The sequence below is a fragment of the Affinirhizobium lemnae genome (assembly GCF_022968395.1).
GTDB classification, from domain to species: Bacteria; Pseudomonadota; Alphaproteobacteria; order Rhizobiales; family Rhizobiaceae; genus Neorhizobium; species Neorhizobium lemnae.
In genome coordinates this window covers 1-13,838 of the sequence record NZ_JALJQZ010000019.1, presented here as the reverse complement: position 1 = coordinate 13,838, position 13,838 = coordinate 1, and the positions used below count along the sequence as shown (strand labels likewise).

Here is a 13,838-nt window from a genome sequence, read left to right as displayed (position 1 = left end):
ACTACGGGAGGGCCGCCTAATCTGCGGCCCTTATTTTTTGCAGCCATTCCTCCGCATAGGCTTGAACCGTACCCTTATCGAGACGGCTAACGATTTCCTTCGAGTGCGCGGAAAGCTTCACGCCCGCCAGAAGCCCGGCCCCCTGGCTGGTGCCTGTAGACCCGGAAACGGCAATGACCTGACGCCCGAGCAGGGCCTGCAAAGCCTCCAGATAAACAGGATTGGAGGCAAACGGCCCTTCCACCAGAGCCGGACCTTTGGCGCCGATCAGACCAAGGCAGGTATCCGTCATCAGCGCCAGATAGAGGCAGGCCGCCGCCCACTTTTCATGAGCAGAGGCACCATCTGCACTCAGCCACTGGCTTTTCAGACCCGGATAAGGCCCGGAGCCTGCGCTGAGATTGGGCGTGAGAAACAGGCGCTTTTCCAGCACGGCAGGCAGGGCGGCGAAGGCCGCATCCCGATCCAGCAGTCCCAGCTCCGCCGTCAGCAGTTCGAATTCACGCCCACCCATGAAGCGGGAGGATGGCACAGCACGACCATAGGCATCGACATTGGCAAGCGTATCGCGCGCAGGATCGAGATGTTCCAGATTACCACCCACGGCGAAATTGATGACCCATGTTCCAGTGGAAACAACGGCAAAGGGTGCTTCCCGGTCCACCAGATGCGGCAAGAGTGACGCGTTGGAATCGTGAATGCCGCAATAGACCGGCACCGGCTTTTGAAGCCCGAGTTCCGCCACCAGTTCCGGTCTCACCGGTCCCAGCGCATCGAAGGCGGATCGGATCGGAGCCATCTTATCCCGGATATCCAGCCGATCCACCAGCGAAGAAAACGTGCCCCTGCCCGGCTGCCACAGATCCGTATGGCAGCCAAGCGAGGTTGCCTCGTTTGCCGCAACGCCCGTCAATCGGTAAGCCCAGTATTGCGGATAGGTGAGGATCGTCGCGACATTGGCGAACTCTGCCGGAAACGCGACCTTCTGGAAGTGGATCTGCGCGCCGAGGTTCAATCCCATCGACAGAGCAGGCGAAAAGGTCTCCGAAAAGGGCGGACACAGTGCCGGATAAGCGGAACGCACATCGTCCGGGTATTCGTATTCGTAATCCAGTACTGGCAGCGCAAGATCACCCGCAGCGTCCAGAAGAACGCCGGACGCACCATGGGTGGTAATGGAAATCGCATCGAAACCAAGGGAACCGCTCAAGTCCGCCAAGGTATCACGGAAGAACTGCCACAGCCCGTCGATATCGTAATGCGGATAGGGATTACCCGCTATCACCATGTTTGGGCAGCGGCGCACATCCAGCTCTTCGCCACTGGCGCAATCCAGAACCAGCACCTTGGCATTGGTCTTGCCGATATCCAGAACGGCAATGCGCTTTGCCTCGCTCATGGCAGATAAAACACCGGTACAAGATCAACGGCGACGGGGGAGTTATCCGGGTTCGTCTCCATGATATCCGCCATATGCGCCCACCAGCGTTTCATGACCGGATGCTCCGGCAGGCTGGCCATACCGTGGTCTTTTGGACGAGACAAAACACCGAACAGAATGTTCGTCTCCGGGTCGAGATAGATGGAATAATCGCTGACGCCCGCCTGATGCAGCAATTCAACAAGCTCCGGCCAGATCTCGTCATGCCGCTTTTTGTATTCCGCATGCATACCGGGGTTCAGCTTCATTTTGAATGCGTGTTTTTCAAGCGTCATGATTTGGAAGCCTGCTTGATACGGCGCGCCACAATGGGCAACGCGATGGTGATGATGAGAAGAAGGCCGACAAAGATCGACATCACGATACCGGGCACATTCAGGAGGCCAAGCCAGAAGGTGACGAGACCCATGACAGGGTTGGCAGACCGAGAACAACCGCGCGCTTCACATTGAGAAAGGTCGGCGTCATCTGATGCGCGTTCAGACCTGGCCGATCTTGACCGCATCCTTCACCGCCTGCGAGGCAGCAAGAACGCCAACCGTTGTCGGCGCAACGATAACCTTCACATTCGGCTGCGACTTCAGAAGGCCTTGCGCTTCACGGTAGCTCTTGTCGGCCAGGTCATCGCCATAGACGGTCGTGGCGAGGTTGAGGCCCAGGAAATACTTGAGCTGCTTCTTCATTTCCGCGATCCAGGTGTTCTGGTTCGCGAATGTGGTGGTGGCAAACAGGATGGCAAAATCGCCCTTTCCGTCAGCCAAATGGTTCTTGGCGAGTGTCATGCACATCTTGCCGATCAGTTCGTTGGCGGAGATTGCGATTGCGTCAACGCCCTGCGCGATCAGTGAGTTGATGATTTCGATCTGGCCCTCTGCCGTCGTTGCCGTCGGGCCGGTATAGATGATCTGCACGCCGCCCAGTTCCTTAGCAGATTCTTCGGCACCCTTGTTGTTCGCTTCAAGGAAGCCGTTGCCGCGCGATTTGACCACCAGCGCGATCTTGATATCGGCGGCAGATGCCAAGCTGGCCATGGAAACAGCTGCGGCCAGCGCCATTGCTGCTGCCCCGAAATGACGTCTCGTCAGTTTCACGCTCATTCCTCCCAAGAATAAAGACTTGCTTCTCCCCCTCCCCGATCGCGATCTCATGCGACCGAGGAAACATCCTCCTTGGCCGATGAGGGCATCGGCTTCACCGCCAAAACCTTCACGCCTGCATTTTCCAGCATGGCGACCGCCTCTTCCGAGACACCATCATCGGTAATGATGGTCGAGACATTCTCGAGCGGGCAGAGGATCATGCTGGAGCGGCGATTGAACTTGCTCGAATCCACCATCACGATGAGCTCGTCCGCCTGGCGCATCAGCCGTTGCTCGCTCTGGATCACCAGCGCATCCGGCTCCATAACTCCATGGGAGGAGATGCCCTGCGCGCCAATGAACATGCGCCGTGCATAAAAATTTCGGATCGCATCATTTTCGAATGGCGACAGGATCAGGCTCTGGTCACGATAGATGGCGCCTCCAGGGACTGAAACCGTGCATTTGGAATGCTTCACCAGATGTTCGGCGATAGCGAAGGAATTCGTCATGACCTGCAGACGGCGCGCCAACATGAAGTGTACCATCTGGAATGTTGTGGTGCCGCCATTGATGATGACGGAATCGCCTTCTTCGCAAAGCTCCACGGCAGCGCGCGCGATTGCGCGTTTCTTATCGATATTGACTGATTCCGACACGCGGAACGGACGTGCCGCGAGATTTCCCTGCTGCGGCGGATGAACTGCCTCTGCTCCGCCACGTACCCGACGGAGCTTACCCTGCACATGCAGGGCTGCAATATCGCGCCGGATAGTTGCCTCGGAAGCCTCTGTCAGCTCGGCAATATCCTGCACTGTCACCACAGGCTTTTCCTGAATGGCGCTCAAGATGATGCGATGTCGCTCACGTTCGTGCATGGGTTCCTCCGTGTTCCGATTTATTCGAAACGATTTCAGCATGTCAATCATAAACGATCAAAAAAGATTACATTACAGCGCAAAATGAACGTTTGAGATCGTTTATGATTGACAAGAGACCTGAGCATGCGCGATATCCTCAGCCCAAAGGAGATGCTTCGCGGTGGACCGTGGGGCGCACGAACACTTGCTATAGATACTTGGGAGGACTTTTCCATGCCGGGCAAGACCCGCCTTCTGGATAATCGCTGGGATGATGCTTACGCCGCAAAGCTCGATGAGCCCGGCAAGCTGCTCTATCGCTCCAACCTTTTAGGTGCTGACAAGCGCATCACCAATTACGGCGGCGGCAATACCTCTGCCAAGGTCATGGAAACCGATCCGCTGACCGGCCAGAAGGTGCAGGTTCTGTGGGTCAAGGGTTCTGGCGGCGATGTCGGCACCATCAAGCTCGATGGCTTCGCGACCCTCTATCAGGACAAGCTGGATGCGCTGAAGGGCATCTACCAAGGCGTTCATGATGAAGACCGCATGGTGGGCTTCCTGCCGCATTGCACCTTCAACCTGAACCCGCGTGCTGCTTCCATCGATACGCCGCTGCATGGTTTCGTGCCGTTCATGCATGTGGACCACATGCATCCAGATGCGATCATTGCAATTGCAGCTTCCAAGAACTCAAAAGAATTGACGAGCCAGATTTTTGGCGCTGACATTGGCTGGCTGCCCTGGCGCCGCCCCGGCTTCCAGCTGGGTCTCGATCTCGAAGCCTTCGTCAAGGCAAACCCGAATGCCAAAGGCGTAGTGCTCGAAAGCCATGGCCTGTTCACTTGGGCGAATGATGCCAAGGAATGCTACGAACTGACGCTTGAAATCATCAACAGGGCAATCGAGTGGTTTGCTTCTCAGACGGAAGGCAAGGTCATTTTCGGCGGTGCCGTGACACAGAGCCTGCCTGCTGATCAACGCCGCGCGATTGCCGCGAAGCTGATGCCGGAAATTCGCGGTCGCATTGGGAAGGCTGAGCGCAAGCTCGGTGATTTCGACGATCAGGATGCCGTTCTGGAATTCGTCAATTCCGCTCAGTTGAAGCCGCTGGGCGCGCTTGGCACCTCCTGCCCGGACCACTTTCTGCGCACCAAGATCCGCCCGCTGATCCTCGATTTTGATCCGGCCAATCCCGATGTGGATTTAGCCATTGCCGGTCTCGACAAGGCGCTGGAAGACTATCGCGCGGACTACACCCGCTATTACGAGGCCTGTAAGCACGATAACTCGCCGAAGATCCGCGATCCAAACCCGGTCATCTTCCTGGTTCCGGGCGTCGGAATGCTCTCGTTTGCAAAGGACAAGGCAACCGCGCGCATTGCCGGTGAGTTCTACGTCAACGCCATCAACGTGATGCGCGGTGCGTCCACCGTTTCCGAATATCAGGGCCTTCCCGAGCAAGAAGCTTTCGATATCGAATACTGGCTGCTGGAAGAGGCAAAGCTGCAGCGCATGCCAAAGCCCAAGAGCCTTGCGGGCCGCGTGGCCTTCGTGACCGGCGGTGCCGGCGGCATTGGCCGCGCAACCGCAGAACGCCTGATGGCGGAAGGCGCCTGCGTAGTACTGGCCGATATCGATGCGGAAGCGCTGGACGCTGCCAAGGGCGATTTCGCCAAGCGCTACAGCACCGATGCAGTTCGTTCCGTCCAACTGGATGTCACACGCGAAGACGCGGTCACCACAGCCTTTGCAGAGGCTTGCGTGGAATTTGGCGGTGTCGACATTCTGGTCTCCAACGCTGGCATCGCCTCTTCCGCTCCGGTGGAAGAAACGACGCTTGCCATGTGGGACAAGAATATCAGCATTCTGGCCACCGGCTATTTCCTCGTTTCCCGCGAAGCCTTCCGCCTGTTCCGTCGTCAGAATCTGGGCGGCAACATCGTCTTCGTGGCATCCAAGAACGGCCTTGCTTCGTCTCCGAATGCGTCCGCCTATTGCACGGCCAAGGCTGCGGAAATCCATCTGGCCCGCTGCCTGGCACTGGAAGGTGCAGATGCCGGTATTCGCGTCAACACCGTCAATCCGGATGCAGTGCTGCGCGGCTCCAAGATCTGGAACGGCGAATGGCGTGAACAGCGTGCCGCTTCCTCCAAGATCGAGGTGACGGATCTGGAAGAGCATTATCGCAAGCGCTCCATGCTGAAGCTGAACGTCTTCCCGGAAGATATCGCCGAAGCCATCTACTTCCTGGCATCCGATCTCTCGGCAAAGTCGACCGGCAACATCATCAATGTGGATGCCGGTAACGCCCAGAGCTTTACGCGCTAAATTGCAATCTCTGCATGGTAGGCGGGTCCTTACCCCCCTCTGCCTTGCCAGGCATCTCCCCCTCAAGGGGGGAGATCGGCAGAACGGCAACCCACCCACTCGCTCCCTCGCCAATATCAAAACGCGAGGATGAGCAACCGGCGTTCTAGGAATTCAGGCGGTCGCCACGAGTCGATCTCCCCCCTTGAGGGGGAGATGTCCGGCAGGACAGAGGGGGGTACTCCCCGCGACGCAGCTTAAAGATGGGCAGTGATAAAAGTGAACAGTCTGCACGGAGGAACCAATGACAGATTTGAAAATTGCAGGCGATGTGATCGCCGCTGAGAACGAGAAGCGCGCAGCCGCTCAAAAATCGGACTATACAGCGCTAGGCGAGAAGCTGGCCCGCAGCAATATCGATATCGACACCATGACCAAAAAGGTGGCCGAGTTTTACGTTGCCGTTCCATCCTGGGGTGTTGGCACCGGTGGCACGCGCTTTGCCCGTTTTCCCGGTCTTGGCGAACCGCGCCATATCTTCGACAAGCTGGAAGATTGCAGCGTCATCCAGCAGCTGACGCGGGCAACACCCACCGTTTCGCTTCACATTCCGTGGGACAAGGCGGACCCTAAGGAGCTGAAGGCCAAAGGCGATATGCTGGGCCTCGGCTTCGATGCCATGAATTCCAACACGTTTTCCGATACACCGGATCAGGCGCACTCCTACAAATACGGCTCGCTGTCCCATGTGGATGCGGCAACGCGTGCACAGGCGGTTGAGCATAATCTCGAATGCATCGAGATCGGCAATGCACTCGGCTCAAAGGCGCTGACGGTGTGGATCGGCGATGGATCGAACTTCCCGGGGCAATCGAACTTCACGCGCCAGTTCGAGCGCTATCTCGACAGTATGCGTGACATCTACAAGGCGCTGCCGGATGATTGGCGGCTGTTCTCCGAACACAAGATGTATGAGCCTGCCTTCTATTCGACGGTGGTGCAGGACTGGGGCACGAATTACCTGATCGCGCAGACGCTGGGCGAAAAAGCCTTCTGCCTCGTCGATCTCGGTCATCATGCGCCGAACACCAATATCGAGATGATCGTGGCCCGGCTCATCCAGTTCGGGAAGCTCGGCGGCTTTCACTTCAACGATTCCAAATATGGCGATGACGATCTGGATGCCGGTTCCGTCGAACCCTACCGCCTGTTCCTCGTGTTCAATGAGTTGGTGGATGCCGAACATCGCGGCGTGAAGGGCTTCCACCCCGCCCACATGATCGACCAGAGCCACAATGTGACAGACCCGATCGAAAGCCTGATTTCCTCTGCCAACGAAATCCGCCGCGCCTACGCGCAGGCGCTTCTGGTGGATCGCACCGCACTGGAAGGCTTCCAGAACGATAATGACGCCCTGATGGCAACAGAAACGCTGAAACGCGCCTACCGCACCGATGTCGAAGCCATTCTGGCCGAAGCGCGGTTGCGTTCCGGCGGCGCCATCGATCCGGTCGCTACCTATCGCGCCAGCGGCTACCGGACACAGGTCGCAGCCGAGCGTCCCGCGGTCAAGGGTGGTTCCGGCGGTATTGTTTGACCCCTGCTTCCGACAGAATTCAGAAACGCCCGGCAAAACGTCCGGGTGTGTTTGCTTTCTGGTTGCGCCGCATCAAAGACGAAAATGCCGCATTGCGGTCAATGATGCTCTCGTATACACCTTGCGACAGAGGATTTCGGATGGCACGGTCAGGACACATGGCGGCGACATGGCTACGCATTCTGTGCGTAATCGCCCTCGTCATGCTGTCATTTGCCCACCGCCCGCCGGAGGCTATTGCCGCACAGTGGGCGGCACCCGAACTCTCCGCCATCGCATTGCCTGACGGCTCGATCCCGGTGATCTGCTCGTCCGATGAGGACGGCAAGACAAAGCCGCATCTGCACGCCTCGAACCAGTGCGACGCCTGCCGCCTCAGCGCATCCGTCCTGCTGTCCGAACCTTCGGCGCAAGCCGGACTGATTGTTTCCTTTGCGGAAAAATCGATCTTTGCAAAACGGATCGAAGCTCACTATCGCCAGCAGATCCCTCCGAACGCCAATCCCCGCGCACCGCCCGCCTCTGCCTGATGAATGGTCATGCACCGTTGTGACACGGTGTCCGTTCAATCGGCATGCGGCCTGTCAAGGCTGATTGCCTTCCGGATTGCGCTTCATGCTAGAGCACATCGAACCAGCGGGTGGTTCCGTTCCTTTCCGTCTAACCAATACCCAGGCCCCTCTTCGTCAGGAGCGGTGGGTCGCACCTCAAATGACACTCGTCCCGCCGGTTCAATGGCGTGACGCGGCGGTCAGGATAGGCCGGGGCTGCCTGATCGTATCCCATGAGTTGCCAGACGGTCGACGGCAGATCCTTGATGTGTTGGGTCAGGGGCGCGTTCTGTTCTGCTCCATGCTGACCCATGGAACGGCCAAGGCACGGTCACTGACGTTCACTAATGTCGAAAGACTGGATGAGCATTGCGACCGCGATGCCATAGAAGAGGCGCGCCATCTGGCAATGAAGAGAGCCTATGAGCACGCTCTGCTGCTGGGCCGCAAGAAAAGCACGGAAAAGGTAGCGACCGCGCTGCTCGATCTGGCGGATCAGTTCGCCCGCAACACCGGCACACAGATGCGCCCCTCGTTTACGCTGTATCTCATGCGAAACGAACTGGCCGACTGGCTGGGACTGACGCTCGAAACCGTCAGCCGGTGTCTGAGCGACTTCAAGCGCAAGGGGCTGATCGCCTTTGATCGGACAGACCGCATGACCATTCGCGAAAAGACGGCTCTGCGCGCTATCGCGGACGGACTGGCGCCCTCCACCTGAATTCAACTGCGGCCCAGCCGCGCACGTCCAACAATTCAACGTAAGAGAAGTACAATGAAACAAAAACTGATTTCCCTCGTCGCCGTCCTGCTGACACTCGTCGGCGTAACATCCGCATTTGCCCATGGTTTTCAGATCGGCGATCTGAAGATCGGCCATCCCTACAGCCGCGCCATGCTGCCCGGTGCAAAAGTTGGCGGCGGCTATCTGAAGATTACGAATGCCGGTGCCGATGATCGCCTCGTGAGCGCTTCATCCGACCGCGCAGCGTCGGTCCAGATCCATGAAATGAAGATGGATGGCGGCATCATGGAGATGCGTGAACTGAAGGACGGCCTGGCCGTTCCGGCAAACAGCATCGTTGAATTGAAGCCCGGTAGCTATCATCTCATGTTCATGAATGTCGCTGAGCCTTTCAAGGAAGGTGAAATGGTGAAAGCGAAACTGGTATTCGAGAAGGCCGGATCCGTTGACGTGGAATTTGCGGTTGGACCTGCAAGTGGGGAGGCCAAGAACGACCACACCGGCCACGGTACAGGAGAACATAAAAAATGACAAAGCGCGTCAGTCCATTCATGCTGCTGGGCGGGGGTGTGGCTGCCGTTTTCGTTGCGGCTCTGGTTGGCGTCATGGCCTGGGTCGCACAGGACACGCCGAGAGCCAGCCCGTTCAACGCGCGCTTCTCACTGGTGGATGATCGGGGAAATCCCGTCGATCAAAGCCTGTTCAAGGGGGCGCCCTCCATTGTCTACTTCGGCTACACCCATTGCCCGGAGGTTTGCCCGACAACGCTCTTCGAAGTTGCTGACTGGCTGAAGGAACTGGGACCCGATGGCAAATCACTGCGAGCCTATTTTTTCACGATTGATCCGGCGCGCGACACACCGGACGTGATGAGAAGCTATGTGACGGCATTCACGGATCGCATTACCGGCATCACAGGCACCGAAGCGGAGATGAAGAAAGTGATCGATGGCTGGATGATCCATGCCTCGAAACTTCCCAGTAGCGATGGCGACTATCACATGAGCCATACGACTTCGCTGCTTCTGATCGGCGCCGATGGGCGGCTGAAGGGCATGATGCCCTATGGCATCAACGAGGACGAGGCGCTCCAGAAGATACGTACCTCACTCCTCCGGCAAAATTCCTGACGGAGGAACGGCCCGCCGGGCAAATCCCGACGGGCCGTTTTCAGAGACGACACATGCGCTCGTCTCGCGTTCGACTGATGAAACGTCTCGAGATGAGCCAAATCAGTTGAAGTCACGAAATCCGCATCAAGTATGATTTTATAGATTGAAAATTGCTTGTTTTCTTGAGCATTATACAGTCGAGGCGCCCAGCTGGCACTTGAAAGCGATGACCCGATGGCTGGGGAGATGTCGGGTCGTATGGATGCGCCGACGGGAGGACAATAAATGCCAAGATCAAGACAACTGCACTACTGATCTGTGCCCAGCGTCTCTGGGTTCGCACATCGCAAGCCCGTTGGCTCTGATGTAAGGGCGTATGGGCGCCACTGGATTAGCCGGTTCCAGCCAGAATGAAAGCAACCTGCACTCGCTCCTATTGGGCGAGAACGAATTTCCTTGGCCAGTTTTCCGGCCAGAATCGCAATCAGGATCATGGCATGCACAATACGTCAGACACGGTTCCGCTGATTTCGGTCGAGGCGATCCACAAATCCTTTCCAGGCGTCAAAGCGCTTGTGAATGCACGGTTCGACCTGCGTCCGGGCGAAGTTCATGCACTGATGGGAGAAAACGGCGCGGGCAAATCCACCCTGATGAAAATCATGACCGGCATCTACCAGCCGGATGCCGGCGAGATTCATATCAGTGGCCAGAAGGTGAACCTGTCCGATCCGCGTGCGGCGCAGGCGCTTGGCATCAGCATCATCCATCAGGAACTGTTCCTGATGAACCATCTGACGGCCGCACAGAACATCTATATCGGTCGCGAGCCTCGCAAGGGCTTCGGTATGTTCGTCGATGAAGCGAAAATGCGGGCCGATACGGCCGCGCTGTTTGCCCGCATGAAGGTGGATCTCGATCCGGATGTCGAGGTGGGCACGCTCACGGTGGCGCGCCAGCAGCTCGTCGAGATTGCCAAGGCACTTTCCTTCAATTCCCGCATCCTGATCATGGATGAGCCGACATCCGCCATCAACGACAAGGAGGTGGAGCACCTCTTCGCGATCATCAACGACCTGAAGGCGCATGGTGTGGGCATCATCTACATCACGCACAAGATGGATGAGGTGAAGCGTATCGCCGACCGGGTGACAGTCATGCGCGACGGCCAGTATATCGATACGCTGCCTGCCGCCACGACTGACATGTCCAGGATCATCTCCCTCATGGTGGGTCGTGAACTGGCGGATGCCACCCGCGCCACGGGTCAGGGCGGCGATGTGGTTCTGGATGTGAAGAACCTCAACCGCGGACGCGCCATTCGCAATCTCAGCTTCTCGCTGCGCAAAGGCGAGATCCTAGGCTTTGCGGGACTAATGGGCGCTGGCCGAACGGAAGTCGCGCGCGCCATTTTCGGTGCAGATCCTATCGATAGCGGCGAGATCAGCATTCACGGGGTGACGCAGGCCATCCGCAGCCCGCAGGATGCCGTACGTCTAGGATTGGCCTACCTCAGCGAAGACCGCAAGCACTACGGGCTCGTGACCTCTATGACGGTTGGAGACAACGTCACCATGTCATCCTGGCCGCGCTTCACCCGAAGCAGGGTCTTCATGAACGATGCGCGCATGCGCGAAGCTGCCAATGATTATGTTCAAAAGCTGAGGATCAAGACGCCCTCGGTCGATCAGGAAACACGCCTTCTCTCCGGCGGCAACCAGCAGAAGATCGTCATATCCAAATGGTTGCTGCGCGATTGCGACATCCTGATTTTCGATGAACCGACCCGCGGCATCGACATCGGCGCGAAAGCCGAGATCTACAAATTGCTGCAATCGCTGGCTGACCAGGGCAAGGCCATCATCGTCATCTCATCCGAGTTGCCGGAAGTGCTGCGGCTGTCGCACCGCATTCTCGTGATGTGCGAGGGACGGATCACCGGCGAACTGACGGGACGCGATGCGACCCAGGAAAGCATCATGACGCTTGCGACACAGCGGTGACAGGGCCTCGATAAGGAAAAACCGATCATGACCGATCTTACACTCGACCAAGCCGGCAAGACAAAATCGGCCCTCGTTTCAACCTCCACCCTGCAAAAGGGCGTGGCCTTCGTGGTGCTGATAGCACTGCTCATCTTCTTCAGTGTCTTCACCGAGAATTTTGCGGCCTGGAACAACGTCGTCAACATCATGCAGGCCACTGCGGTGAACGGCGTGCTGGGCGTGGCGGTCACATTCGTTATCATCTCCGGTGGCATAGATCTGGCTGTCGGCACCATGATGACTCTGACTGCCGTGATGGCCGGCATCATTCTCACCAATCTCGGCATGCCCTTGCCGCTGGGTATTCTGGGTGCGATGGCATCTGGTGCGGTCATGGGTGCGATCTCCGGCACAGCGGTCGCCAAGCTCAAGATCCCGCCGTTCATTGCTACGCTCGGCATGATGCAGATCGCGCGCGGCCTTGCACTCGTCTTCTCCGGCACCCGTCCGATCTATTTCAACGACACGCCGAATTATGGATTGATCTCACCGGAAAGTTCGCTTGCGCTTCTGATCCCGGGGCTAGAAATCCCCAATGGGGTGATGATCATGTTCATCGTCGCCATCATCGCCTCGATCATTCTCAACCGCACGCTGTTCGGGCGCTACATCTTTGCTCTCGGCAGCAACGAGGAGGCCGCGCGTCTCTCTGGCGTCAATGTCGACTTCTGGAAGATCCTGACCTATGCGCTCAGCGGCCTGATCTGCGGCATTGCCGGTCTCATCATATCGTCGCGTCTGAATTCGGCGCAACCGGCACTCGGGCTTGGCTACGAGCTGGATGCGATTGCCGCAGTCGTCATCGGCGGCACTTCGCTTTCCGGCGGGCGCGGCACCATTCTCGGCACCATTATCGGCGCCTTCATCATGAGCGTTCTCACCAACGGCCTGCGCATCATGGGAGTGCAGGAGGAATGGAAGATCGTCGTGACGGGCGTCATCATCATCGTCGCCGTCTTCGTCGACATCATGCTGAGAAGGAGGGCCTGATCGGCGAAAGAGAGGAGCTTTCGCAGGACTGGGAAATCGAACCGCAAGACGCAAAGCCTCTTGCAACAAACAAACATATCATTGGGAGCGAGATATGAAGAAAACCACCACTGCAGCCATTCTGGCCCTGAGCGCGGCATGCGTGTTCAGCACAGGTGCAAAGGCACAGGAAGCCTATTTCCCCATCGTCGCCAAGGGCTTCAGCCACCAGTTCTGGCAGGCGGTCAAGTCTGGAGCAGACAAGGCTGCCAAGGCCAACGGCGTGAAGATCACCTTCGAAGGCCCGGAAACCGAGGCGCAGATCGACAAGCAGACGGACATCCTGAACGCCGCCATCGCAAAGAAGCCGCAAGGCCTTGGCTTTGCCGCGCTCGATTCCAAGGCGCAGGTGCCCGCTTTGAAGAAGGCCGCCACCGCTGGCATCCCGATCGTAGCGTTCGACTCCGGCGTCGACAGCGATCTGCCGCTCACCACCTGCTCGACCGACAACAAGACGGCCGCTGCGGCCGCTGCCGACAAGATGGCGGAAGCCATTGGTGGCAAGGGCGAAATTGCAGCCGAAATCCACGACCAGACCTCCGCAACCGGTATCGGACGCCGCGATGGCTTCCTGAACCGCATCAAGGAAAAGTATCCGGATATCAAGGTTGTCGAAGTTCAGTACGCCAACGACGCCCTGAAAGCCGCCGACGATATCAAGGCCATGTTGCAGGCTCATCCCAACATCAAGGGTATCTTTGCCTCCAACGAAGGCGCGGCCATCGGTCTGGCCGTTGCGCTGAAGGAGTCCGGCAAGAAGATCGTCGGCATCGGCTTTGACTCAGGCAAAACCCAGAAGGATGCCATCAAGAACGGCGCGCTTCTGGGCTCCATCACCCAGAACCCGGTTGGCATCGGCGAATGCGTCGTCAATTCGCTGGCAAAGGCCGTCAAGGGCGAGAAGCTGCCGAAGATCATCGATACCGGCTACTACTGGTACGACAAGAACAATATGAACGATCCGAAGATCGCAGCCGTTCTCTACGATTGATCAAGTCATAACCTCCACCAGAGGTGGAGGTTTGAAACGCTGCGCTTGAACCGCTAGAAGCGGTTTTGCTATAAGTTA

Annotated in this window: 12 protein-coding genes and 2 pseudogenes; 9 read left to right on the top strand and 5 right to left on the bottom strand. The window is 57.7% G+C overall.

Going from position 1 to position 13,838, the window contains the following annotated elements; translation table 11 throughout:
* Positions 1-16 precede the first annotated feature (16 nt).
* The 5 genes and pseudogenes from MUU53_RS13165 to MUU53_RS13145 form a co-directional block, all read right to left on the bottom strand.
* Entirely contained in the window at positions 17-1,399 is a 1,383-nt protein-coding gene (locus tag MUU53_RS13165) for an FGGY-family carbohydrate kinase (RefSeq protein WP_247261294.1), read from the bottom strand.
* Positions 1,396-1,716: an L-rhamnose mutarotase gene (gene rhaM, locus MUU53_RS13160; protein ID WP_247261293.1), complete on the bottom strand. Its 321-nt coding sequence runs from the start codon at positions 1,714-1,716 to the stop codon at positions 1,396-1,398. The genes MUU53_RS13165 and rhaM overlap by 4 nt, the downstream gene beginning before the upstream one ends.
* Positions 1,713-1,853, bottom strand: a pseudogene (locus MUU53_RS13155) (ABC transporter permease); the annotation flags it as partial. The gene rhaM and the pseudogene MUU53_RS13155, both read right to left, overlap by 4 nt.
* 70 nt (positions 1,854-1,923) lie before the next feature.
* Positions 1,924-2,538 (bottom strand): annotated as a pseudogene (locus MUU53_RS13150) (substrate-binding domain-containing protein); the annotation flags it as partial.
* Positions 2,539-2,585: 47 nt separating this feature from the next.
* A complete protein-coding gene (locus MUU53_RS13145; protein ID WP_247261292.1) occupies positions 2,586-3,398 on the bottom strand; it encodes a DeoR/GlpR family DNA-binding transcription regulator in 813 nt (270 codons plus the stop codon).
* A 216-nt stretch (positions 3,399-3,614) separates the two neighbouring features.
* On the opposite strand from MUU53_RS13145, the gene MUU53_RS13140 reads away from it, so the two are divergent.
* The 9 genes from MUU53_RS13140 to MUU53_RS13100 all read left to right on the top strand — a co-directional run bounded on the left by MUU53_RS13140 (position 3,615) and on the right by MUU53_RS13100 (position 13,760).
* Positions 3,615-5,711, top strand: coding sequence for a bifunctional rhamnulose-1-phosphate aldolase/short-chain dehydrogenase (locus MUU53_RS13140; protein WP_247261350.1), 2,097 nt, complete (start codon positions 3,615-3,617; stop codon positions 5,709-5,711).
* Between the two features lie 283 nt (positions 5,712-5,994).
* Positions 5,995-7,287, top strand: coding sequence for an L-rhamnose catabolism isomerase (gene rhaI, locus MUU53_RS13135; protein ID WP_247261291.1), 1,293 nt, complete (start codon positions 5,995-5,997; stop codon positions 7,285-7,287).
* A 140-nt stretch (positions 7,288-7,427) separates the two neighbouring features.
* Positions 7,428-7,817, top strand: coding sequence for a DUF2946 family protein (locus tag MUU53_RS13130; RefSeq protein ID WP_247261290.1), 390 nt, complete (start codon positions 7,428-7,430; stop codon positions 7,815-7,817).
* Between the two features lie 85 nt (positions 7,818-7,902).
* Positions 7,903-8,559 (top strand): helix-turn-helix domain-containing protein, encoded by a 657-nt coding sequence (locus MUU53_RS13125; RefSeq protein ID WP_247261289.1) that lies wholly within the window; start codon positions 7,903-7,905, stop codon positions 8,557-8,559.
* A 54-nt stretch (positions 8,560-8,613) separates the two neighbouring features.
* A complete protein-coding gene (locus tag MUU53_RS13120) occupies positions 8,614-9,114 on the top strand; it encodes a copper chaperone PCu(A)C (protein WP_247261288.1) in 501 nt (166 codons plus the stop codon).
* Positions 9,111-9,713: an SCO family protein gene (locus MUU53_RS13115; protein WP_247261287.1), complete on the top strand. Its 603-nt coding sequence runs from the start codon at positions 9,111-9,113 to the stop codon at positions 9,711-9,713. The genes MUU53_RS13120 and MUU53_RS13115 overlap by 4 nt, the downstream gene beginning before the upstream one ends.
* Before the next feature lie 479 nt (positions 9,714-10,192).
* Positions 10,193-11,698: a sugar ABC transporter ATP-binding protein gene (locus tag MUU53_RS13110; protein WP_247261286.1), complete on the top strand. Its 1,506-nt coding sequence runs from the start codon at positions 10,193-10,195 to the stop codon at positions 11,696-11,698.
* A gap of 27 nt (positions 11,699-11,725) precedes the next feature.
* A complete protein-coding gene (locus MUU53_RS13105; protein ID WP_247261285.1) occupies positions 11,726-12,730 on the top strand; it encodes an ABC transporter permease in 1,005 nt (334 codons plus the stop codon).
* A 94-nt stretch (positions 12,731-12,824) separates the two neighbouring features.
* The gene (locus tag MUU53_RS13100; protein ID WP_062555932.1) at positions 12,825-13,760 is read left to right on the top strand and encodes an ABC transporter substrate-binding protein; all 936 of its coding nucleotides are present in this window, start codon (positions 12,825-12,827) and stop codon (positions 13,758-13,760) included.
* The last annotated feature ends 78 nt before the right edge of the window (positions 13,761-13,838 follow it).

Coding starts and splice junctions, on each gene's coding strand:
- MUU53_RS13130 (WP_247261290.1), top strand. CDS start 7,428: ATGGCACGGTCAGGACACATGGCGGCGACATGGCTACGCATTCTGTGC.
- MUU53_RS13140 (WP_247261350.1), top strand. CDS start 3,615: ATGCCGGGCAAGACCCGCCTTCTGGATAATCGCTGGGATGATGCTTAC.
- MUU53_RS13110 (WP_247261286.1), top strand. CDS start 10,193: ATGCACAATACGTCAGACACGGTTCCGCTGATTTCGGTCGAGGCGATC.
- rhaI (WP_247261291.1), top strand. CDS start 5,995: ATGACAGATTTGAAAATTGCAGGCGATGTGATCGCCGCTGAGAACGAG.
- rhaM (WP_247261293.1), bottom strand. CDS start 1,716: ATGACGCTTGAAAAACACGCATTCAAAATGAAGCTGAACCCCGGTATG.
- MUU53_RS13145 (WP_247261292.1), bottom strand. CDS start 3,398: ATGCACGAACGTGAGCGACATCGCATCATCTTGAGCGCCATTCAGGAA.
- MUU53_RS13125 (WP_247261289.1), top strand. CDS start 7,903: ATGCTAGAGCACATCGAACCAGCGGGTGGTTCCGTTCCTTTCCGTCTA.
- MUU53_RS13105 (WP_247261285.1), top strand. CDS start 11,726: ATGACCGATCTTACACTCGACCAAGCCGGCAAGACAAAATCGGCCCTC.
- MUU53_RS13115 (WP_247261287.1), top strand. CDS start 9,111: ATGACAAAGCGCGTCAGTCCATTCATGCTGCTGGGCGGGGGTGTGGCT.
- MUU53_RS13100 (WP_062555932.1), top strand. CDS start 12,825: ATGAAGAAAACCACCACTGCAGCCATTCTGGCCCTGAGCGCGGCATGC.
- MUU53_RS13165 (WP_247261294.1), bottom strand. CDS start 1,399: ATGAGCGAGGCAAAGCGCATTGCCGTTCTGGATATCGGCAAGACCAAT.
- MUU53_RS13120 (WP_247261288.1), top strand. CDS start 8,614: ATGAAACAAAAACTGATTTCCCTCGTCGCCGTCCTGCTGACACTCGTC.